Source organism: Priestia flexa (assembly GCF_021441905.1).
Lineage (GTDB): Bacteria > Bacillota > Bacilli > Bacillales > Bacillaceae_H > Priestia > Priestia flexa.
Map to the genome: position 1 here is coordinate 3,853,354 of NZ_CP090431.1, position 21,638 is coordinate 3,874,991.

21 protein-coding genes and 2 other annotated features (1 of these 23 running past the window's edge) are annotated in these 21,638 nt (G+C 39.4%); all 21 genes read left to right on the forward strand.

Annotated elements, in window-relative coordinates; all coding sequences use genetic code 11:
- Window positions 1-41 (forward strand) — a binding site (T-box leader) (it extends 183 nt beyond the left edge of the window).
- A 49-nt stretch (window positions 42-90) separates the two neighbouring features.
- The 21 genes from cysE to tuf all read left to right on the forward strand — a co-directional run bounded on the left by cysE (window position 91) and on the right by tuf (window position 21,318).
- The gene (gene cysE / locus LZP85_RS19820; RefSeq protein WP_078988975.1) at window positions 91-744 is read left to right on the forward strand and encodes a serine O-acetyltransferase; all 654 of its coding nucleotides are present in this window, start codon (window positions 91-93) and stop codon (window positions 742-744) included.
- Window positions 734-2,131, forward strand: coding sequence for a cysteine--tRNA ligase (cysS, locus tag LZP85_RS19825; protein ID WP_078988974.1), 1,398 nt, complete (start codon window positions 734-736; stop codon window positions 2,129-2,131). The genes cysE and cysS overlap by 11 nt, the downstream gene beginning before the upstream one ends.
- A 7-nt stretch (window positions 2,132-2,138) precedes the next feature.
- Complete coding sequence (locus LZP85_RS19830) at window positions 2,139-2,552, forward strand: Mini-ribonuclease 3 (protein ID WP_061784779.1); 414 nt, start codon at window positions 2,139-2,141, stop codon at window positions 2,550-2,552.
- 1 nt (window position 2,553) lies between these two features.
- Complete coding sequence (rlmB, locus tag LZP85_RS19835; protein WP_025909708.1) at window positions 2,554-3,300, forward strand: 23S rRNA (guanosine(2251)-2'-O)-methyltransferase RlmB; 747 nt, start codon at window positions 2,554-2,556, stop codon at window positions 3,298-3,300.
- A 1-nt stretch (window position 3,301) separates the two neighbouring features.
- Window positions 3,302-3,811 (forward strand): NYN domain-containing protein, encoded by a 510-nt coding sequence (locus tag LZP85_RS19840; protein WP_025909709.1) that lies wholly within the window; start codon window positions 3,302-3,304, stop codon window positions 3,809-3,811.
- A 68-nt stretch (window positions 3,812-3,879) separates the two neighbouring features.
- Window positions 3,880-4,530, forward strand: a complete 651-nt coding sequence (sigH, locus tag LZP85_RS19845; RefSeq protein WP_025909710.1) for an RNA polymerase sporulation sigma factor SigH — start codon at window positions 3,880-3,882, stop codon at window positions 4,528-4,530.
- A 73-nt stretch (window positions 4,531-4,603) separates the two neighbouring features.
- Window positions 4,604-4,753, forward strand: a complete 150-nt coding sequence (gene rpmG / locus LZP85_RS19850) for a 50S ribosomal protein L33 (protein WP_025909711.1) — start codon at window positions 4,604-4,606, stop codon at window positions 4,751-4,753.
- Window positions 4,754-4,806: 53 nt separating this feature from the next.
- Window positions 4,807-4,986, forward strand: a complete 180-nt coding sequence (gene secE, locus LZP85_RS19855) for a preprotein translocase subunit SecE (protein WP_025909712.1) — start codon at window positions 4,807-4,809, stop codon at window positions 4,984-4,986.
- 193 nt (window positions 4,987-5,179) lie between these two features.
- Window positions 5,180-5,713 carry a transcription termination/antitermination protein NusG gene (gene nusG, locus LZP85_RS19860; RefSeq protein ID WP_025909713.1) on the forward strand — a complete coding sequence of 178 codons (534 nt, stop codon included), beginning with the start codon at window positions 5,180-5,182 and terminating at the stop codon, window positions 5,711-5,713.
- Window positions 5,714-5,877: 164 nt separating this feature from the next.
- On the forward strand, window positions 5,878-6,303 hold the full coding sequence (gene rplK, locus LZP85_RS19865) for a 50S ribosomal protein L11 (protein WP_025909714.1): 426 nt from the start codon (window positions 5,878-5,880) through the stop codon (window positions 6,301-6,303).
- A gap of 108 nt (window positions 6,304-6,411) precedes the next feature.
- Window positions 6,412-7,113: a 50S ribosomal protein L1 gene (gene rplA / locus LZP85_RS19870; protein WP_025909715.1), complete on the forward strand. Its 702-nt coding sequence runs from the start codon at window positions 6,412-6,414 to the stop codon at window positions 7,111-7,113.
- Window positions 7,114-7,175: 62 nt separating this feature from the next.
- Window positions 7,176-7,319: a sequence feature (ribosomal protein L10 leader region), on the forward strand.
- Between the two features lie 41 nt (window positions 7,320-7,360).
- The gene (rplJ, locus tag LZP85_RS19875) at window positions 7,361-7,861 is read left to right on the forward strand and encodes a 50S ribosomal protein L10 (protein WP_025909716.1); all 501 of its coding nucleotides are present in this window, start codon (window positions 7,361-7,363) and stop codon (window positions 7,859-7,861) included.
- A 44-nt stretch (window positions 7,862-7,905) separates the two neighbouring features.
- Window positions 7,906-8,268, forward strand: a complete 363-nt coding sequence (gene rplL, locus LZP85_RS19880) for a 50S ribosomal protein L7/L12 (RefSeq protein ID WP_013054917.1) — start codon at window positions 7,906-7,908, stop codon at window positions 8,266-8,268.
- A 113-nt stretch (window positions 8,269-8,381) separates the two neighbouring features.
- Complete coding sequence (locus LZP85_RS19885; protein ID WP_061784778.1) at window positions 8,382-8,984, forward strand: class I SAM-dependent methyltransferase; 603 nt, start codon at window positions 8,382-8,384, stop codon at window positions 8,982-8,984.
- Window positions 8,985-9,226: 242 nt separating this feature from the next.
- On the forward strand, window positions 9,227-12,793 hold the full coding sequence (gene rpoB / locus LZP85_RS19890) for a DNA-directed RNA polymerase subunit beta (RefSeq protein ID WP_119542719.1): 3,567 nt from the start codon (window positions 9,227-9,229) through the stop codon (window positions 12,791-12,793).
- A gap of 72 nt (window positions 12,794-12,865) precedes the next feature.
- Complete coding sequence (gene rpoC, locus LZP85_RS19895; RefSeq protein ID WP_234561903.1) at window positions 12,866-16,459, forward strand: DNA-directed RNA polymerase subunit beta'; 3,594 nt, start codon at window positions 12,866-12,868, stop codon at window positions 16,457-16,459.
- Between the two features lie 130 nt (window positions 16,460-16,589).
- The gene (locus tag LZP85_RS19900; protein ID WP_025909720.1) at window positions 16,590-16,838 is read left to right on the forward strand and encodes a 50S ribosomal protein L7ae-like protein; all 249 of its coding nucleotides are present in this window, start codon (window positions 16,590-16,592) and stop codon (window positions 16,836-16,838) included.
- A gap of 96 nt (window positions 16,839-16,934) precedes the next feature.
- Window positions 16,935-17,357, forward strand: coding sequence for a 30S ribosomal protein S12 (gene rpsL / locus LZP85_RS19905; RefSeq protein ID WP_025909721.1), 423 nt, complete (start codon window positions 16,935-16,937; stop codon window positions 17,355-17,357).
- A 49-nt stretch (window positions 17,358-17,406) separates the two neighbouring features.
- The gene (rpsG, locus tag LZP85_RS19910) at window positions 17,407-17,877 is read left to right on the forward strand and encodes a 30S ribosomal protein S7 (RefSeq protein ID WP_013054923.1); all 471 of its coding nucleotides are present in this window, start codon (window positions 17,407-17,409) and stop codon (window positions 17,875-17,877) included.
- Window positions 17,878-17,934: 57 nt separating this feature from the next.
- Window positions 17,935-20,013, forward strand: a complete 2,079-nt coding sequence (gene fusA, locus LZP85_RS19915; protein ID WP_119542717.1) for an elongation factor G — start codon at window positions 17,935-17,937, stop codon at window positions 20,011-20,013.
- 114 nt (window positions 20,014-20,127) lie between these two features.
- Window positions 20,128-21,318 (forward strand): elongation factor Tu, encoded by a 1,191-nt coding sequence (gene tuf / locus LZP85_RS19920; RefSeq protein ID WP_025909723.1) that lies wholly within the window; start codon window positions 20,128-20,130, stop codon window positions 21,316-21,318.
- The last annotated feature ends 320 nt before the right edge of the window (window positions 21,319-21,638 follow it).

A 21,638-nucleotide genomic window follows, 5' to 3' on the forward strand; every position in this document is an offset into this window, starting at 1 on the left:
ACTCAAGCAGAGTGGAACCGCGTATAAGAAACGTCTCTGTGTCAGTTGACACAGAGACGTTTTTTTTATAAAAAATGGGGGGTGAAAAAGGTGATAAAGATGTTAAAAGAGGATATTGAGGTGATATTTGAACAAGATCCTGCTGCTAGGAGCTACATCGAAGTTGTTTTAACGTATTCTGGGCTCCATGCTATTTGGTCACATCGTTTAGCTCACGCGTTGTTTAAACGCAAATGGTTCTTTTTAGCACGTGTAATTTCACAGATTAGTCGCTTCTTTACAGGAATTGAAATTCATCCGGGGGCAAAAATAGGACGACGCTTTTTTATTGACCACGGAATGGGAATCGTAATTGGAGAGACCTGCGAAATAGGAGACAATGTCACGGTTTATCAGGGAGTAACTTTAGGCGGTACGGGAAAAGAAAAAGGAAAACGTCATCCAACGATTAAAGACCACGTTCTTATTGCAACGGGTGCTAAAGTTTTGGGGTCCATTACCATTAACGAAAACTCAAAAATTGGTGCCGGGTCGGTTGTCTTGAATGATGTTCCTGAGAATTCAACAGTTGTGGGAATACCAGGTCGAGTCGTCATTCAAAATGGAGTTCGTATTAAAGATTTAAATCATCAGGATTTACCAGATCCAGATGCAGAGCGATTCAAGCAGCTTGAACATCAATTAAGCGAACTACAACAAGAAATCAAGCAGCTCAAAGAAGGGAAGATTTATCATGACAATTAAGCTATATAACACATTAACTCGTCAAAAAGAAGTGTTTACACCTTTAGAGGAAAATAAGGTTAAAATGTATGTCTGTGGTCCAACTGTTTATAACTATATTCATATTGGAAATGCAAGACCCGCCATTGTATTCGATACAGTGCGTCGCTATCTAGAGTTTAGAGGGTATGAAGTACAATATGTGTCAAACTTCACAGATGTTGATGACAAGCTAATTCGAGCAGCTAAAGAGCTGGGTGAAGATGTACCAACGATTGCAGAACGATTTATTAACGCTTATTTTGAGGATACGACAGCACTTGGCTGCAAACATGCGACTATACATCCTCGCGTAACAGAGAATATGGATATTATTATTGATTTTATTGATGAGCTAGTTAAAAAAGGCTATGCATATGAGTCAGATGGAGACGTTTATTACCGCACAAGAAAGTTCGAAGGTTACGGAAAGCTCTCACACCAATCAATTGATGAGCTGCAATCAGGTGCTCGTATTGAAGTTGGAGAAAAGAAAGAAGATCCGTTAGACTTTACGTTATGGAAAGCGGCAAAAGATGGTGAAATTGCATGGGATAGTCCATGGGGGCAAGGAAGACCAGGTTGGCATATCGAGTGCTCAGCGATGGCTCGTAAATACTTAGGAGATACAATCGACATTCATGCCGGCGGTCAGGACTTATCGTTTCCTCATCATGAAAACGAAATTGCACAGTCTGAAGCATTGACGGGTAAGACATTTGCGAAATATTGGTTGCATAATGGTTATATTAATATTGATAACGAAAAAATGTCGAAGTCATTAGGAAACTTTGTACTTGTACACGACATCATTCAAAAGCACGACCCATCACTATTAAGATTCTTTATTCTATCAGTACATTACCGCCACCCAATTAATTATAACGAAGAAATCCTTGAAAATACTCGAAAAGGCTATGAGCGTTTACAAACAGCTTATGTGAACTTAAAGCACCGTTTAGAGGCAGCAACAGACTTAAACGACGGTAATTCAGAATGGCTAACTAACATTGATGAGCTTCATAACAGCTTTATTAAAGAGATGGATGATGACTTTAATACAGCAAATGCTATTTCAGTGCTATTCGAACTGGCTAAGCAAGCAAATGTATATCTACTCGAAAATACAACATCAAAAGAAGTAATTGAAGCATTCATTAATGAATTTAACCAATTAGGTGGAGCTTTAGGCTTAACATTTGACGCTCAAGAATTAGTAGATGAGGAAATTGAAAATCTCATTCAACAGCGAATTGATGCTCGTAAAAACCGTGACTTTAAATTAGCTGATCAGATTCGCGATGAATTAAAAGCTAAGAATATTATTTTAGAGGACACGGCTCAAGGAACGCGTTGGAAAAGAGGATGATTGTTTAATGACTGAAAAAAAGTTAGATGTAAAGCAGTTGAATAGCCTAGCATTAGCTTATATGGGTGATGCAGTATTCGACTTGCATGTAAGGAAACATTTGCTTGGGTTAGGGACAGTGCGCCCTAACCAGCTTCATAACAAAGCGAAAAAATATGTTTCAGCTAAAGCTCAAGCTCAGATTGTCTATCATTTTAAAGAAATTGAGTTCTTAGATGATGAAGAGCTAGCGGTGCTAAGAAGAGGACGTAATGCAAAATCAGGCACAGTTCCTAAAAACACGGATGTACAAACGTACCGCTATAGCACAGCGTTTGAAGCGTTAGTTGGCTATCATTACTTATTGGGTAACCATGAGCGTGCTCAGGAAATTATTACAAAAGCAATCTCTTTCATTTTTGAAGGAGAGGGAGGAAATTAATATGCAGCAGCAGGATTATATTATCGGACGAAATGCCGTATTAGAAGCATTAAAATCAGAAAGAGAAATTAACAAGTTATGGATTGCAGAGGGCTCTCAGGGGGGGTCCATGGGAGAAATTGTGAAATTTGCTAAACGAAACGGCGTATTAGTCCAGTATGTGCCTAAAAAGAAAATTGAACAAATGGTTCAAGGCACGCATCAAGGTGTATTAGCTCTAGTTGCGGCGTATTCATATGCTGAAATTGATGAACTGTTTGAAAAAGCAGCACAAAAAAATGAAGATCCTTTCTTTTTAGTACTAGATGAGTTAGAAGACCCGCACAACTTAGGTTCAATTATGAGAACAGCAGATGCAGTTGGTGCTCACGGGATTATTATTCCAAAGCGCAGATCTGTGGGGTTGACATCAACTGTAGCTAAATCATCAACTGGAGCTATTGAACATATTCCAGTTGCTCGCGTAACGAACTTAGCTCGCACTATTGATGAATTAAAGGAAAGAGGAGTATGGGTAGCTGGTACAGATGCAAAAGAAAGCGATGACTATCGAAACTTAGATGGTACAATGCCACTAGCTTTAGTTATTGGAAGTGAAGGTAAAGGAATGAGTCGCCTTGTTCGAGAAAAGTGTGACTTTTTAGTAAGGCTTCCGATGGTTGGTCACGTAACATCCTTAAATGCATCAGTAGCAGCAAGTTTATTGATGTATGAAGTGTATCGTAAACGTCACCCATTAGGAAGATAAAATGGATATTTTATTAGTAGATGGTTATAACATGATTGGTGCATGGCCTAACTTACGAAATCTACGTGACCATGATTTAGCGGGAGCCCGAGATTTGCTTATTGAAAAGCTTGCTGAGTACCAAGCTTATACAGGCTACCGTGTCATTGTGGTATTTGACGCACATATGGTTCAAGGAATTGAAAAGAAAGCTCATAACTATAAAATTGAAGTCGTTTTTACACGTGAAAATGAAACAGCTGATGAGTATATTGAAAAATTGGCTCAAGATTTAAATAACGTAGCGACACAGGTTCATGTTGCGACATCAGATTTTACTGAACAGTGGGCGATATTTGGTCAAGGAGCATTACGGAAATCCGCCCGGGAATTGTATAATGAAATTCAAGAGATTGAAAGATTTATTAAAATTGAAGTAAAGTCCATTCAAACGCAAAAGCCAGCGGCAAGGATTAAATTGCCTGACGGAGTTGCTGAAATTTTCGAAAAATGGAGACGCGGCGAGAAGTGAGGCTGTTGACGGTGGAGAATTAGCTACTGTATAATATTTCTATCTACTGTGCGGTCAGGGGGATCGATATGGGCGATAACTATGGGAGAAAACTTCATGCTCATTTCGAACAACAAGAAGATGAAGAAGTTGTCGAGCTTGTGCATAAAGGTGACATTGATGCATTAGAGTATTTGATTCACAAGTACAAGAATTTTGTTCGAGCTAAAGCACGGTCGTACTTTTTAATAGGGGCAGATAGAGAAGATATTATTCAAGAAGGCATGATAGGGTTATATAAAGCTATTCGTGACTTTAGAGAAGATAAGCTTACTTCATTTAAAGCGTTTGCTGAACTATGTATTACCAGGCAAATCATCACAGCGATTAAAACGGCTACAAGACAAAAGCATATTCCGCTAAATTCTTATGTGTCGTTGGACAAGCCTATTTACGATGAGGAATCTGATCGAACATTGCTAGATGTTATTTCGGGAACCAAGGTCATGAACCCAGAAGAACTCTTGATTAATAGAGAAAAGTTCGATGATATTGAATTAAAGATGGCAGAGCTTTTGAGTGATTTAGAAAGAAAAGTACTCGTATTGTATTTAGACGGTCGCTCTTATCAAGAAATCTCAGAAGATCTAAACCGCCATGTAAAATCAATCGATAATGCGTTGCAGCGAGTTAAACGTAAGCTAGAGCGCTACTTAGAAATCCGTGAAATTACCACGTAGCCTGTATTGACACAGGAAGAAAGTGTGTGATACTTTCTTATAGACATTATCACTTATATAGGTGGCTAACAAAATGCGTAAAAAAGTTGTAATGGCATGTGTAGAATGTGGTAGTCGCAACTATACAACGATGAAAAGTACAGAGCAAAGCAACATTCGTTTAGAGATGAAGAAGTTTTGCAAATCTTGCAACTCACATGTCCAGCATCGTGAAACAAAATAGATTAAAAAGCTGCACAGATTAATACCCCTTTTATTTTAATGGAGGTTACAAACATGAACCGTGTAGGGAAATTTTTGCGTGACGTTGGTCGTGAAATGAAGAAGGTCAGCTGGCCTAAACGAAATGAACTAGTTCGCTATACAATTACAGTTGTTTCTACAGTTATTTTCATGACCGTCTTTTTCGCAGTTGTCGATTATGGAATCTCATCATTGATTCGTTTAATCCCTTGAATAATTTAATGATAATCATGGTATAATGAAACTAAATGATGATTTCTTCTTAAAAAGCCCGGGTACGGGTTTTTTAATTTGTTTTGAGAATGATATGAACTAGAACAGGTGAATGTTCTAGTTCATCTTCTGTGCAATAGATACTTGAACACTTTATAGGAAGCTGGGAGGGAAGGACATTACGTCCTCAAAAATGGAGAAAAATTGGTATGTTGTTCATACTTATTCAGGGTATGAGAATAAAGTAAAGACGAATTTAGAAAAGCGTGTAGAAACAATGGGCATGCAAGATAAAATCTTCCGCGTGGTGGTACCTGAAGAAGAAGAAAGAGAAATTAAAAACAATAAAGAAAAGATAACGAAGAAGAAAGTATTTCCAGGTTATGTGTTAGTAGAGATTATTATGACAGATGATTCATGGTACGTGGTACGTAACACTCCTGGTGTAACAGGTTTCGTTGGGTCAGCTGGTTCAGGTTCTAAACCGACACCTCTATTACCAGAAGAAGTAGAAATGATTTTAAAGCAAATGGGTATGGATGAAAGTCATGCTGAATTTGACTTTGAGTTAAAAGAAACGGTTCTAGTTAAAGAAGGTCCGTTTGCGAACTTTGAAGGTACAATCGAAGAAATTGATACGGACAAGCGCAAAATTAAAGTTCATGTTGATATGTTCGGACGTCAAACACCTGTTGAGTTAGAGTTTACACAAATTGAAAAAATATAACCTTTAAAACCTTGCATTTCATCTGTTTTAATGTTAATATTTCATAAGTCAGTATGTCTCAATCTTGAGACTAAAACAACTATTTCTTTATTTTATATATAAAGAACTTGGAGTGGGAGGGCATCGCCCTATTACCACATCACGGACTTAAGGAGGTGTGTCTCGTGGCTAAAAAAGTAATTAAACTTGTAAAATTACAAATTCCTGCTGGTAAAGCAAACCCAGCACCACCAGTTGGTCCTGCATTAGGTCAAGCCGGTGTTAACATCATGGGATTCTGTAAAGAATTTAACGCTCGCACAGCTGATCAAGCTGGTTTAATCATTCCTGTTGAAATTACGGTATTTGAAGACCGTTCATTTACATTTATTACGAAAACTCCACCTGCTGCTGTATTACTTAAGAAAGCGGCTGGTATTGAGTCAGGTTCTGGTGAACCAAACCGTAATAAAGTTGCAACAGTCAAGCGTGACAAAGTACGTGAGATTGCTGAAACAAAAATGCCTGACCTAAACGCTGCTAACGTTGAGTCTGCAATGCGTATGGTAGAAGGTACAGCACGTAGCATGGGAATCGTAGTTGAAGACTAATCCCAAATGATTAGGTGTTAGAAGGTTGCGAGATAGGGATAGCTTCCGTTTCGCAACCTTTATTAGTGGGAGGTTATTCCGTTAATACCACATAAGGAGGAAAACAAAATGGCTAAAAAAGGTAAAAAGTACGTTGAAGCTGCGAAGCTTGTAGATCGTACACAAGCTTACTCAGTTCAAGAAGCAATTGAATTAGTAAAGAAAACAAACACAACTAAATTTGATGCAACTGTTGAAGTAGCATTCCGTTTAGGCGTTGACCCTAAGAAAGCTGACCAACAAATTCGTGGTGCAGTAGTACTTCCAAATGGTACTGGTAAAACTCAACGTGTATTAGTATTTGCTAAAGGTGAGAAAGCGAAAGAAGCAGAAGCTGCTGGAGCTGACTACGTTGGCGATTCTGATTACATCAACAAAATCCAACAAGGTTGGTTTGAATTTGACGTAATCGTTGCTACACCAGACATGATGGGTGAAGTTGGTAAACTTGGTCGTGTATTAGGACCAAAAGGTTTAATGCCAAACCCTAAAACTGGTACTGTAACATTCGATGTTGAGAAAGCTGTTAATGAAATCAAAGCTGGTAAAGTAGAATACCGCGTTGATAAAGCTGGTAACATCCACGTACCAATCGGTAAAGTATCATTCGAAGATAGCAAGTTAATTGAAAACTTCACTACAATCTTCGAAACTATGCAAAAAGCTAAGCCTGCAGCTGCAAAAGGAACATACATGAAGAACTTAGCTGTATCTTCAACTATGGGCCCTGGTATCAAAGTTGACATCGCAACTTTCAGCGCAGCTAACTAATTATTGGAAATAAATTGGTGTTGACTTTCTAAGTCCAACTGATTACAATAGATAATGTTGTTAAAAAAATAACATTTGTACCGTAGACAGTAGGTGCCTGTAAGGCTTAATTTCCTACCGAGGTGTGTGTGATAAATTAGTGAACGTTCTGATTCGCTTATAACACCTCCATGTCTTAGTTGTCATGGAGGTGTTTTATTTGCACCTTGTATGAGTGTACGGAAGGAAATCTACAGGAGGTGTAAAAATGAGCAACGTAATTGAACAAAAGAAACAAGTTGTTGATGAAATTGCTGACAAGCTTAAAGCAAGTGGATCAGCAATCGTAGTTGACTACCGTGGGTTAAATGTTGCTGAAGTAACTGAACTTCGTAAGCAATTACGTGACGCGGGAATTGAGTTCAAAGTATACAAAAACACTTTAACTCGCCGTGCTGTAGAAAAGGTTGAACTAAACAGCCTTAACGAAGCGCTAGTTGGTCCAAACGCAATTGCATTTGGTGGAGAAGACGTTATTGCTCCAGCTAAAATTCTTAACAGCTTCGCTAAAGAACACGAAGCGTTAGAAATTAAAGCTGGTGTTATCGAAGGTAATGTAGCAACTGTTGATGAAATTAAAGCTATTGCTGAACTTCCATCTCGCGAAGGCTTACTTTCTATGTTACTTAGCGTTCTTCAAGCTCCAATCCGCAACCTTGCTCTTGCTACAAAAGCTGTGGCAGATCAAAAAGAAGAACAAGGTGCATAATTTAGTCTGTTATATATAACACAATCACAAGGAGGAAATTAACAATGACTCAAGAACAAATCATTGAAGCAGTTAAAAATATGACTGTTTTAGAACTTAACGATTTAGTAAAAGCAATTGAAGAAGAATTTGGCGTAACTGCTGCTGCTCCTGTAGCTGTAGCTGGCGGTGCTGCTGGTGAAGCTGCTGCTGAGAAAACTGAATTTGACCTAGTACTTGAAAGTGCTGGCGGCCAAAAAATCAAAGTTATCAAAGTAGTACGTGAAATCACTGGTCTTGGCTTAAAAGAAGCTAAAGAAATCGTTGATAACGCTCCAAAAGCTCTTAAAGAAGGTATTTCTAAAGAAGAAGCTGAAGAAGCAAAAGCTAAACTTGAAGAAGTTGGCGCTTCTGTAGAAGTTAAGTAATTATTACTTAACATTTGATATGAAAAAGCTCGCTTATTCAAGCGAGCTTTTTTGCTTCTGTTTCTCTATTCGTTTATAGTATTAGAGGATGCCTTTTAGAAGGAGGAGTTCAGTTGACAGAACACTATTTTTCAAACACACCATCGGCTAGCAGTAATGAAGAGACATTTTCGTTTGAACTTCGAGGACAATCTTTTCGTTTCACTAGCGATCATGGTGTTTTCTCTAAAAAAGAAGTTGATTTTGGTTCTCGAGTGCTAATTGACAGCTTTGAGGTTAATAACGTAAAAGGTCCTATTCTAGACGTCGGCTGTGGATATGGTCCTATCGGTTTAGCGATGGCTAAACTTCATCCAGATGAGCAAGTGCATATGGTTGATGTTAACGAGCGCGCATTAGCTTTATCAGAAAAGAATGCAAAAGCTAATGGGATTGATAATGTTCAAATTTATCAGAGCTCTTGCTATAGTAATGTGAAAATTGATCATTTCTCTACTATTCTTACGAACCCACCAATTCGTGCTGGTAAAAAAATTGTACACGAAATTCTTGAAGGGGCATATAGCCATCTCGTTGAACAAGGTGAATTATGGGTCGTCATTCAAAAGAAACAGGGAGCTCCTTCCGCTTTAATGAAACTAGAGTCTCTATTTGAAGAAGTAGAGGTAGTAGAAAAGAAAAAAGGCTATTATATCATACGTGCTAAAAAATGTTGACTAATATTTTTTAGTATGTTAGCATTATAAAATGCCAATATATAAATATTCCATATAGGCCTCTGTTATACATAAAATTGCACGTATAATTTGAGAATGTATGGGAAAACTAATAAAATCAATAGTACGTTTTATGAAATTGTGGTTTTCTATTTAAAGAAACCATTTTTCTTTTGTTCAATAATAAACAATAGTTTATTATATGTCTTGAATAATAACGCTTGATTTGAGGGGTGAATCAGTTGACAGGTCAACTAGTTCAGTATGGACGCCACCGCCAGCGCAGAAGTTATGCTCGTATCAGTGAGGTTCTAGAATTACCAAACTTAATCGAGATTCAAACGGCTTCATACCAATGGTTTTTAGATGAAGGATTACGAGAAATGTTCCAGGATATTTCTCCAATCGATGATTTTACTGGTAATTTATCACTAGAATTTATTGACTACAGCTTAGGTGAGCCAAAGTATTCAGTAGAAGAGTCTAAAGAACGTGATGTAACTTATGCAGCACCTCTTCGTGTTAAGGTGCGTTTAATTAATAAAGAAACAGGTGAAGTAAAAGACCAAGATGTGTTTATGGGTGATTTCCCATTGATGACGGAAACTGGTACGTTTGTTATTAACGGTGCTGAGCGCGTTATCGTATCACAATTGGTACGTTCACCAAGCGTCTACTACAGTGGAAAAGTAGATAAAAATGGTAAAAAGGGATATACAGCTACTGTTATTCCAAACCGTGGAGCATGGTTAGAATATGAAACTGATGCAAAAGACGTCGTTTATGTGCGTATTGATCGTACTCGTAAACTTCCAGTATCAGTACTGTTACGTGCATTAGGTTTTGGTTCAGACCAAGAGATTATTGATCTAATTGGAGATAATGAGTACATCCGTAACACGCTTGAAAAAGATAACACGGAAAGTACAGAAAAAGCGCTACTAGAAATCTATGAGCGCTTACGTCCAGGTGAGCCACCAACTGTAGAAAATGCAAAATCATTGCTTGTATCTCGATTCTTTGATCCAAAGCGCTATGATTTAGCAAACGTTGGTCGTTACAAGATTAATAAAAAGCTTCATATTAAACATCGTTTGTTTAATCAAAAATTAGCAGAAACATTAGTTGATCATGAAACGGGTGAAATTATTGCTGAAAAAGGTGCAATGATTGATCGTCGTACATTAGATCGCTTAATTCCAATGCTTGAAAGTGGAGTAAACTTCAAAACTTATAGCCCAGTTGGCGGAGTTTTAGAAGACAATGTCACGTTACAATCTATCAAGATTTATGCTCCAAACGATCCGGATGGAGAGAAAGTTATTACAGTTTCTGGTAATGCTTACGTGACAGAAGAAGTAAAGAATATTACACCGGCTGATATTCTAGCATCAATTAGCTACTTCTTTAATTTACTTCACCAAGTAGGGGATACAGATGATATCGACCATTTAGGAAATCGTCGTCTTCGTTCTGTAGGGGAATTGTTGCAAAACCAATTCCGTATTGGTTTATCTCGTATGGAGCGTGTTGTTCGTGAGAGAATGTCTATTCAAGACACGAACACAATTACTCCTCAACAGTTAATCAATATTCGCCCTGTAATTGCTGCTATTAAAGAATTCTTTGGTAGCTCTCAGCTTTCTCAGTTCATGGACCAAACAAACCCGTTAGCTGAATTGACACATAAGCGCCGTCTGTCTGCATTAGGACCAGGTGGTTTGACTCGTGAGCGTGCTGGATTCGAAGTTCGTGACGTTCACTACTCTCACTATGGTCGTATGTGTCCAATCGAAACGCCTGAGGGACCAAACATTGGGTTAATTAACTCATTATCTTCTTATGCAAAAGTAAATAAATTCGGCTTTATTGAAACGCCATATCGTCGTATTGATCCTGAAACAGGTAAAGTTACGTCAAGAATTGATTACTTAACTGCTGATGAAGAAGATAACTATGTAGTTGCTCAAGCGAATGCACGCTTAGGTGAAGATGGTTCTTTCTTAGATGAAAATATTGTAGCCCGTTTCCGTGGTGAAAATACAGTTATCCGTCGTGATCGTTTAGATTACATGGACGTATCACCAAAGCAAGTAGTATCCGCGGCAACAGCTTGTATTCCATTCTTAGAGAATGATGACTCAAACCGTGCATTAATGGGTGCCAACATGCAACGTCAAGCAGTACCGTTGTTAAACCCAGAAGCGCCACTTGTTGGAACAGGTATGGAATATGTATCTGGTAAAGACTCAGGAGCTGCAGTTATCTGTAAGCACCCTGGTGTTGTTGAGCGCGTGGAAGCAAAACAAGTTTTTGTTCGTCGTTATGAAGAGGTAGACGGGCAAAAAGTTAAAGGTAACTTAGATAAATACAAGCTTCTTAAGTTTGTTCGTTCGAACCAAGGTACTTGCTACAACCAGCGTCCAATTGTTTCAGTTGGCGATGAAGTTGTAAAAGGTGAAATCCTAGCTGACGGCCCTTCTATGGAAAAAGGAGAGCTTGCATTAGGACGTAACGTTTTAGTAGGTTTCATGACTTGGGACGGATATAACTATGAGGATGCTATTATCATGAGTGAACGTCTTGTAAAAGACGATGTATATACTTCTGTTCATATTGAAGAATATGAGTCTGAGTCTCGTGATACGAAACTAGGACCAGAAGAAATTACACGTGATATTCCAAACGTGGGTGAAGATGCTCTTCGTAACCTAGATGAGCGTGGTATCATTCGCATTGGTGCCGAAGTTAAAGATGGTGATCTTTTAGTTGGTAAAGTAACGCCTAAAGGTGTTACGGAACTAACAGCTGAAGAGCGCTTATTACATGCAATCTTTGGTGAAAAAGCACGTGAGGTTCGCGATACTTCATTACGTGTACCACATGGTGGAGGCGGAATTATCCTTGATGTTAAAGTCTTCAATCGTGAAGATGGCGATGAGTTACCACCAGGTGTAAACCAACTTGTTCGCGTATATATCGTTCAGAAGCGTAAAATTTCTGAAGGTGACAAAATGGCCGGTCGTCACGGTAACAAAGGTGTAATCTCGCGTATTTTACCAGAGGAAGATATGCCTTACTTACCAGATGGAACCCCAATCGATATCATGTTAAACCCACTAGGGGTACCTTCTCGTATGAACATCGGGCAAGTATTAGAGCTTCATTTAGGTATGGCGGCTCGTAAACTTGGAATTCATGTTGCATCTCCAGTATTTGATGGTGCTCGTGAAGAAGATGTTTGGGCGACGATTGAAGAGGCAGGCATGTCACGTGATGCGAAAACTGTATTATACGATGGTCGTACAGGTGAACCTTTCGATAATCGTGTATCAGTAGGTATTATGTACATGATTAAACTTGCTCACATGGTAGACGATAAGCTTCACGCACGTTCTACTGGACCATATTCACTTGTTACCCAACAGCCATTAGGTGGTAAAGCGCAATTTGGTGGACAACGTTTTGGAGAGATGGAAGTATGGGCGCTGGAAGCATACGGTGCTGCTTATACGCTACAAGAGATTCTAACTGTGAAGTCGGATGATGTTGTTGGTCGTGTGAAAACATATGAAGCCATCGTAAAAGGCGAAAATATTCCAGAGCCAGGTATACCTGAATCATTCAAAGTATTAATTAAAGAATTACAAAGTTTAGGTATGGATGTAAAAATGCTTTCAGCTGATGAGCAAGAGATTGACATTGTAGATTCAGAGGATGATCAAGAACAACAATCCGAATCTATTATGTCTGATGTAGAACCAGAAGGAATTTCTGAAGGTCAAAAAGACCCTGTTATCAAAGAGTAAGGAATTACTTTCATATAAAAGTATACGCACGTTAAGGGAAAAAACCTGTAGATTAAAAGGGAGGTAGGCTCCTTGCTAGATGTAAATAACTTTGAGTATATGAAAATTGGTCTAGCTTCGCCAGATAAAATTCGCTCTTGGTCATACGGTGAGGTAAAAAAACCGGAAACGATCAACTATCGTACATTAAAACCTGAAAAAGATGGTTTGTTTTGTGAGCGCATCTTTGGTCCACAAAAGGACTGGGAGTGCCACTGTGGTAAATACAAACGCGTTCGTTACAAAGGCGTAGTATGTGACCGCTGTGGAGTAGAAGTAACAAGAGCAAAAGTACGTCGTGAACGTATGGGACATATTGAACTAGCTGCACCTGTTTCACATATTTGGTACTTCAAAGGTATCCCTAGCCGCATGGGACTTGTCTTAGACATGTCCCCTCGTGCGCTAGAGGAAATTATCTATTTTGCTTCATATGTTGTAACAGATGCTGGTGATACACCGCTTGAAAAGAAACAGCTATTATCTGAAAAAGAATATCGTGCATATCGTGAAAAGTACGGAAAAACTTTCCATGCAGCGATGGGTGCGGAAGCTGTTAAGAAATTATTACAAGACATCGATCTTGACAAAGAAGTAGATGCTCTAAAAGAAGAGCTTAAAACTGCTCAAGGTCAACGTCGTACACGTGCAATTAAGCGTTTAGAAGTGTTGGAAGCTTTCCGTCACTCTGGTAATGAGCCTTCTTGGATGATCTTAGATGTTTTACCGGTTATCCCACCGGAACTTCGTCCAATGGTTCAATTAGATGGTGGACGTTTTGCAACTTCTGACCTAAATGATTTATATCGTCGTGTAATTAACCGTAACAACCGCTTAAAACGTTTACTAGATCTTGGAGCTCCTAGCATTATCGTTCAAAACGAAAAGCGTATGCTTCAAGAAGCTGTAGATGCTTTAATCGATAACGGTCGTCGTGGGCGCCCTGTAACAGGTCCTGGTAACCGTCCGTTAAAATCTCTTTCACATATGTTAAAAGGTAAGCAAGGACGCTTCCGTCAAAACTTACTGGGTAAACGTGTTGACTACTCTGGGCGTTCTGTAATCGTTGTAGGACCGAACTTAAAGATGTACCAATGTGGTTTACCAAAAGAAATGGCGTTAGAACTATTTAAGCCGTTTGTTATGAAAGAGTTAGTTGAGCGTGGTCTAGCTCATAACATCAAGAGTGCGAAACGTAAAATCGAGCGCGTTCAACCTGAAGTATGGGACGTATTAGAATCGGTTATTAAAGAGCATCCAGTTCTGTTAAACCGTGCACCTACGCTTCACAGACTTGGTATCCAAGCGTTTGAACCTACATTAGTAGAAGGTCGTGCAATCCGTCTACATCCACTTGTATGTACAGCATACAATGCGGACTTTGATGGTGACCAAATGGCCGTTCACGTACCGTTATCTGCAGAAGCACAAGCAGAAGCGCGCATCTTAATGTTAGCAGCGCAAAACATCCTGAATCCAAAAGATGGTAAACCAGTTGTTACACCATCTCAAGATATGGTATTAGGTAACTACTACTTAACACTTGAGCGTGAAGACGCAGTGGGTGAAGGTATGGTATTTAAAGATACAAATGAGGCGTTGCTGGCATACCAAAACGGATATGTACATTTACATACTCGTGTTGGTGTATACGCTGGTTCTTTAAATAACCAAACATTTACTGAAGCACAAAATCAACAATTGTTAGTGACGACTGTAGGTAAGCTTGTATTTAACGAAATCTTACCGGAATCATTCCCGTATATTAACGAACCAACAAGAGAAAACCTTGAAGTTAAGACACCGGATAAATACTTTGTTGAAAAAGGTGCTGACGTAAAAGAATTTATTAAAAATCAACCTGCAATTGCACCATTTAAGAAAAAAATCTTAGGTAATATCATTGCTGAAGTATTCAAACGCTTTAAGATTACTGAAACGTCTAAAATGCTTGATCGCATGAAAGACTTAGGTTTCAAATATTCTACTAAAGCTGGTATTACAGTTGGTGTAGCAGATATCGTTGTATTAGGTGAAAAAGAAGGTATCTTACAAGAAGCGCAAGCTAAAGTAGATAATGTTCTAAAACAATTCCGTCGTGGTTTAATTACTGAAGATGAGCGTTATGATCGCGTAATCTCAATTTGGAGTAGTGCGAAAGACGTTATCCAAGGTAAGCTGATGGAATCCTTAGATAAACGAAATCCAATCTTTATGATGAGTGACTCTGGTGCCCGTGGTAACGCATCTAACTTCACGCAGCTTGCTGGTATGCGTGGTCTGATGGCTAACCCGTCTGGACGTATCATCGAGTTACCAATCAAATCAAGTTTCCGTGAAGGTTTAACAGTATTAGAATACTTTATCTCTACTCACGGTGCGCGTAAAGGTCTTGCTGATACAGCCCTTAAAACAGCTGACTCAGGTTATCTTACTCGCCGTCTTGTTGATGTGGCTCAAGATGTTATCGTTCGTGATGATGATTGCGGTACAGACCGAGGAATCTTGGCTGTTGCAATCAAAGAAGGCACGGAGGAAATCGAAAAGCTGGATGAGCGTCTAATTGGACGTTATGCACGTAAAACTGTTGTTCATCCAGAAACAAACGAAGTACTTGTAGCAGAAAATGAATTAATTACAGAAGATCTAGCTGAAGAAATTGTAAATGCTGGTGTTGAAGAAGTATGGATTCGTTCTGCGTTTACTTGTAACACTCGTCATGGAGTATGTAAAAAATGTTACGGACGTAACTTGGCAACTGGTTCAGAAGTTGAAGTTGGTGAAGCAGTTGGTATTATCGCTGCTCAATCAATCGGTGAGCCAGGTACACAGTTAACGATGCGTACATTCCATACTGGTGGGGTTGCCGGAGATGACATCACTCAAGGTTTACCTCGTATCCAAGAGATCTTTGAAGCTCGTAACCCTAAAGGCCAAGCTGTTATTTCAGAAATCGAAGGTACCGTTACTTCAATTACTGAAGGACGTGACCGTCAGCATGAAATTACAGTTCAAGGTGACATTGAAACACGCTCTTACACAGCTCCTTACAGTGCACGCTTGAAGGTAGCTGAAGGCCAAGAGATTGCTCGTGGTCAAGAGTTAACAGAAGGTTCAATTGATCCGAAAGAGTTATTAAAAGTAAAAGATATCACTGCTGTTCAAGAATACCTGCTACGTGAAGTACAAAAAGTATACCGTATGCAAGGGGTAGAAATTGGTGATAAGCACGTTGAAGTAATGGTACGCCAAATGCTTCGTAAAGTGAGAGTAATGGATTCTGGAGATACAGATGTATTACCAGGTTCACTATTAGATATTCACCAATTCACTGATGCTAACGAAAAAGTGTTACTAGAGGGCAATCGTCCAGCTACTGGTCGACCTGTACTACTTGGTATCACAAAAGCATCTCTTGAAACGGATTCCTTCTTATCAGCAGCATCATTCCAAGAAACTACTCGTGTTCTTACAGATGCAGCTATTAAAGGAAAACGTGATGAACTATTAGGTCTTAAAGAGAACGTTATTATTGGTAAACTTGTTCCTGCTGGTACTGGTATGACGAGATATCGTAATGCTGAACCAGTTAAAAATCAGGTTGAAGAGCCAGTAACAATCGATTAATAAGTAGTCATTTTTCTAGAATGGATGTTTTTTTAAAAAAACTGCATCGTGCAGTTGACATCCATTCTAGGGAATGATACTATATCAAAGGTGCTCCTATAAACTACCTGTTGCTTTGGAGGATATGATAATGTCTTATGAAAAAGTATCACAGGCTGATCATATTATTGTAGGAACTAAGCAGACAGTGAAAGCTTTAAAAAAAGGAATTGTAAAGGAAGTTATACTTGCGGATAATGCAGACACCTACATTACCGACTTGGTAGTGAAAGTTGCTGTGCAAGAAAATACCCCTTACAGTTTTGTTAACTCTATGAAAGAGCTTGGAAAAGCTTGTGGAATAGAAGTAGATGCGGCAGCTGTTGCAATTATTAGTTAACACGTTTTTGGACTAGTGTTCAAAGACTTTGTTTTTTGCTAAAAAATGAACCACCTGGATGTGTGGTCTTACAAAAGCTGAAAGGAGGAAATTCAAATGCCTACTATTAATCAACTAATCCGTAAAGGTCGTGTGAGCAAGGTTCAAAAATCTGACTCACCTGCTTTAAACAAAGGTTACAACAGCTTTAAAAAAGCTCAAACTAACCAGTCTTCTCCACAAAAACGTGGTGTATGTACACGTGTGGGTACTATGACACCGAAGAAACCGAACTCGGCTCTTCGTAAATATGCTCGTGTACGTTTAACTAACGGTATCGAGGTTACTGCTTATATCCCAGGTATTGGTCACAATTTACAAGAACACAGCGTGGTACTTATCCGCGGTGGACGTGTAAAAGATTTACCAGGGGTACGTTACCATATCGTACGTGGTGCGTTAGATACTGCTGGTGTGGATGGCCGTATGCAAGGTCGTTCTAAATATGGTACTAAGCGACCAAAAGCAGCTAAAAAATAATATAAACAACAAATAGAATTATTCTCATAAGTGAAAGGAGGAAATTAGAATGCCACGTAAGGGTCCTGTTGCAAAGAGAGACGTATTACCAGATCCAATTTACAATTCAAAGCTTGTATCACGCTTAATCAACAAAATGATGCTTGATGGAAAGCGCGGTAAATCACAAGCTATTCTTTATAGAGCATTCGATCTAGTACAAGAGCGCAGTGGTAAAGAAGCTATGGAAGTATTCGACCAAGCTCTTAAAAACATCATGCCTGTATTAGAAGTTAGAGCACGCCGTGTAGGGGGTTCTAACTACCAAGTTCCTGTAGAAGTACGTCCAGAGCGTCGTACAACTCTAGGTCTTCGTTGGTTAGTAAACTATGCTCGTCTTCGTGGAGAAAAAACGATGGAAGAGCGTTTAGCTAACGAAATCCTTGACGCAGCTAACAACACTGGTGCTGCAGTTAAGAAACGTGAAGATACTCATAAAATGGCAGAAGCGAACAAAGCGTTTGCTCACTACCGTTGGTAATCTTTTAACGAATCAATTAAAAAAACTAATTATAATATGGAAGGAGAAATACCTAACATGGCAAGAGAGTTCTCCTTAGAAAACACTCGTAATATTGGTATCATGGCTCATATTGATGCTGGTAAAACAACAACAACTGAGCGTGTTCTTTATTATACTGGTCGTATCCATAAAATTGGTGAAACTCATGAAGGAGCTTCACAAATGGACTGGATGGAGCAGGAGCAAGAGCGTGGTATTACAATCACGTCTGCTGCAACAACTGCTTCTTGGAAAGGTCACCGTGTTAACATCATCGATACTCCTGGACACGTAGACTTCACTGTAGAAGTTGAACGTTCACTTCGTGTACTTGATGGTGCGGTGGCAGTTCTTGATGCTCAATCTGGTGTTGAGCCTCAAACAGAAACTGTATGGCGTCAGGCTACTACATACGGTGTACCGCGTGTAGTATTCGTAAACAAAATGGATAAAATCGGTGCTGACTTCTTGTACTCTGTTAAAACGATTCATGATCGTTTAGGTGCAAATGCTCACCCAATCCAATTGCCAATCGGTGCTGAAGATCAATTCACGGGAATCATTGACTTAGTGGAAATGAAAGCTTACCACTACGGTAATGACCTAGGAACTGATATTCAAGAAATTGAGATCCCAGAAGAATACAAAGAATTAGCTGAAGAATATAATGCTAAACTTGTAGAAGCTGCTGCAGAACTTGATGAAGAATTAATGATGAAGTATCTTGAAGAAGGCGAGCTTAGCGTTGAAGAACTAAAAGCTGCTATCCGTAAAGGTACTTGTGACGTTGAATTCTACCCAGTTCTTTGTGGATCAGCGTTCAAAAACAAAGGTGTACAATTAATGTTGAACTCGGTAATTGATTACTTACCAGCTCCAACAGATGTACCAGCAATCAAAGGTATCACTCCTGATACTGATGAAGAAGTTGTACGTCCATCTAGCGACGACGCTCCATTCTCAGCTTTAGCGTTTAAAGTAATGACAGATCCATACGTAGGGAAATTAACATTCTTCCGCGTATATTCTGGAATTCTTAACTCTGGTTCTTATGTACAGAACTCTACAAAAGGTAAGCGTGAGCGTGTAGGACGTATCCTACAAATGCATGCTAACTCTCGTGAAGAGATTTCAGCTGTATATGCTGGAGATATCGCTGCTGCTGTAGGTTTGAAAGATACTACTACTGGTGACACTTTATGTGATGAAAAGAATCTTGTTATTCTTGAGTCTATGGAGTTCCCAGAGCCAGTTATTTCATTATCTGTTGAGCCTAAGTCAAAAGCTGACCAAGATAAGATGACAACTGCTCTTCAAAAACTACAAGAAGAAGATCCAACTTTCCGTGCGGAAACTAACACAGAGACTGGTCAAATCATCATCTCTGGTATGGGTGAACTTCACTTAGATATCATCGTTGACCGTATGCGTCGCGAGTTCAAAGTAGAAGCTAACGTTGGTGCTCCTCAAGTAGCATACCGTGAAACTTTCCGCGGTTCTGCGAAAGTTGAAGGTAAATTTGCACGTCAATCTGGTGGTCGTGGACAATTCGGTCACGTTTGGATTGAGTTTGAACCGAACGAAGAAGGTAAAGGCTTCGAATTCGAAAACAAAATTGTTGGTGGTGTAGTTCCACGTGAATACATCCCTGCAGTTCAAGCTGGTCTTGAAGATGCACTTCAAAACGGTGTATTAGCAGGTTACCCAGTAATCGATGTTAAAGCTGCTTTAGTAGACGGTTCTTACCATGACGTTGACTCAAGTGAGATGGCGTTTAAAATTGCCGCTTCTATGGCACTTAAAAACGCAGTTTCAAAATGTAACCCAGTTATTCTTGAGCCAATGATGAAAGTTGAAGTTGTAATTCCTGATGAGTACTTAGGTGACATCATGGGTGACATCACTTCTCGTCGTGGACGTGTAGAAGGTATGGAAGCTCGCGGAAACGCTCAAGTAGTACGCGCATTCGTACCACTTTCTGAAATGTTTGGTTATGCAACTGCATTACGTTCTAATACTCAAGGTCGTGGAAACTACTCTATGCACTTTGATCATTATGAAGAAGTACCAAAGTCTATTTCAGAAGAAATTATTAAAAAAAATAAAGGTGAATAATTGATTTTCACTCTTTATTAAAGTATAACTACTTATGTACGCTGTGAAAGTGGAGTTGATTCCTTTTCACGGCCTCATAAATTTACATTATAAGAAATTAAGGAGGCGTTACGAATGGGTAAAGAAAAATTCGACCGTTCAAAAACACATGCCAATATTGGTACAATTGGTCACGTTGACCATGGTAAAACAACTTTAACAGCTGCTATCACTACTGTACTTGCTAAGAAAAGCGGTAAAGGTGCAGCTATGGCTTATGACATGATCGACGCTGCTCCAGAAGAGCGCGAGCGTGGAATCACAATCTCAACTGCACACGTTGAGTATGAAACTGACACTCGTCACTATGCACACGTTGACTGCCCAGGACATGCTGACTACGTTAAAAACATGATCACTGGTGCTGCACAAATGGATGGCGGTATCTTAGTAGTATCTGCTGCTGATGGCCCAATGCCACAAACTCGTGAGCACATCCTTCTTTCTCGTCAAGTAGGTGTTCCATACCTAGTTGTATTCTTAAACAAATGTGACATGGTAGACGATGAAGAGTTACTTGAATTAGTAGAAATGGAAGTACGTGACCTTCTTTCTGAATACGACTTCCCAGGTGACGATGTACCGGTAATCAAAGGTTCTGCTCTTAAAGCTCTTGAAGGAGATGCTGATTGGGAAGCTAAAATCATCGAGCTTATGGACGCTGTTGATGAGTACATCCCAACTCCAGAGCGTGACACTGAAAAACCATTCATGATGCCAGTTGAGGACGTATTCTCAATCACTGGTCGTGGTACAGTTGCTACTGGTCGTGTTGAGCGTGGACAAGTTAAAGTTGGTGACGTTGTAGACATCATCGGTTTAGCTGAAGAATCAAAATCTACTACTGTAACTGGTGTAGAAATGTTCCGTAAGCTTCTTGACTATGCTGAAGCTGGTGACAACATCGGTGCTTTACTTCGCGGTGTTTCTCGTGAAGATATCCAACGTGGACAAGTACTAGCTAAACCAGGTACAATCACTCCACACACTAAATTCAAAGCTGAAGTATACGTTCTTTCTAAAGAAGAAGGTGGACGTCACACTCCATTCTTCAGCAACTACCGTCCTCAGTTCTACTTCCGTACAACTGATGTAACTGGTATTTGTAACTTACCAGAAGGCGTAGAAATGGTAATGCCTGGCGACAACATCGAAATGACTGTTGAACTTATCGCTCCAATCGCGATTGAAGAAGGTACTAAATTCTCAATCCGTGAAGGTGGACGTACAGTAGGCGCTGGCGTTGTAGCTACAATCACTGAGTAATCTTTTACTCTTTAAAAAAGAAGCAGGAAATCCTGCTTCTTTTTTTTGGTCATAAAAGGTAAATAGAGAATTTATGATTGCACTTGCATTGTGTATTTGTTTTATATATAATGAAAAAAGTGCGCAACAGAAAAAAAGTTTTATATTTTATATAAAAGACTGTTGCAATACCGACCCATTTTTAGTACAATAAGAATGTTGGTCTTTGACTGCGATGATGCGGAAGGTTGCCGACACACCCGGCTGCTTTGCCATGGCGAGTGTGGGGAAATTTCCGCGGAGAATGTCTATTTAGAAAGATAGGCGAAAAAGGAGGGAAA

Coding starts and splice junctions, on each gene's coding strand:
- cysS (WP_078988974.1), top strand. CDS start 734: ATGACAATTAAGCTATATAACACATTAACTCGTCAAAAAGAAGTGTTT.
- LZP85_RS19830 (WP_061784779.1), top strand. CDS start 2,139: ATGACTGAAAAAAAGTTAGATGTAAAGCAGTTGAATAGCCTAGCATTA.
- rlmB (WP_025909708.1), top strand. CDS start 2,554: ATGCAGCAGCAGGATTATATTATCGGACGAAATGCCGTATTAGAAGCA.
- LZP85_RS19840 (WP_025909709.1), top strand. CDS start 3,302: ATGGATATTTTATTAGTAGATGGTTATAACATGATTGGTGCATGGCCT.
- sigH (WP_025909710.1), top strand. CDS start 3,880: ATGGGCGATAACTATGGGAGAAAACTTCATGCTCATTTCGAACAACAA.
- rpmG (WP_025909711.1), top strand. CDS start 4,604: ATGCGTAAAAAAGTTGTAATGGCATGTGTAGAATGTGGTAGTCGCAAC.
- secE (WP_025909712.1), top strand. CDS start 4,807: ATGAACCGTGTAGGGAAATTTTTGCGTGACGTTGGTCGTGAAATGAAG.
- nusG (WP_025909713.1), top strand. CDS start 5,180: ATGGAGAAAAATTGGTATGTTGTTCATACTTATTCAGGGTATGAGAAT.
- rplA (WP_025909715.1), top strand. CDS start 6,412: ATGGCTAAAAAAGGTAAAAAGTACGTTGAAGCTGCGAAGCTTGTAGAT.
- rplJ (WP_025909716.1), top strand. CDS start 7,361: ATGAGCAACGTAATTGAACAAAAGAAACAAGTTGTTGATGAAATTGCT.
- rplL (WP_013054917.1), top strand. CDS start 7,906: ATGACTCAAGAACAAATCATTGAAGCAGTTAAAAATATGACTGTTTTA.
- LZP85_RS19900 (WP_025909720.1), top strand. CDS start 16,590: ATGTCTTATGAAAAAGTATCACAGGCTGATCATATTATTGTAGGAACT.
- rpsL (WP_025909721.1), top strand. CDS start 16,935: ATGCCTACTATTAATCAACTAATCCGTAAAGGTCGTGTGAGCAAGGTT.
- rpsG (WP_013054923.1), top strand. CDS start 17,407: ATGCCACGTAAGGGTCCTGTTGCAAAGAGAGACGTATTACCAGATCCA.
- fusA (WP_119542717.1), top strand. CDS start 17,935: ATGGCAAGAGAGTTCTCCTTAGAAAACACTCGTAATATTGGTATCATG.
- tuf (WP_025909723.1), top strand. CDS start 20,128: ATGGGTAAAGAAAAATTCGACCGTTCAAAAACACATGCCAATATTGGT.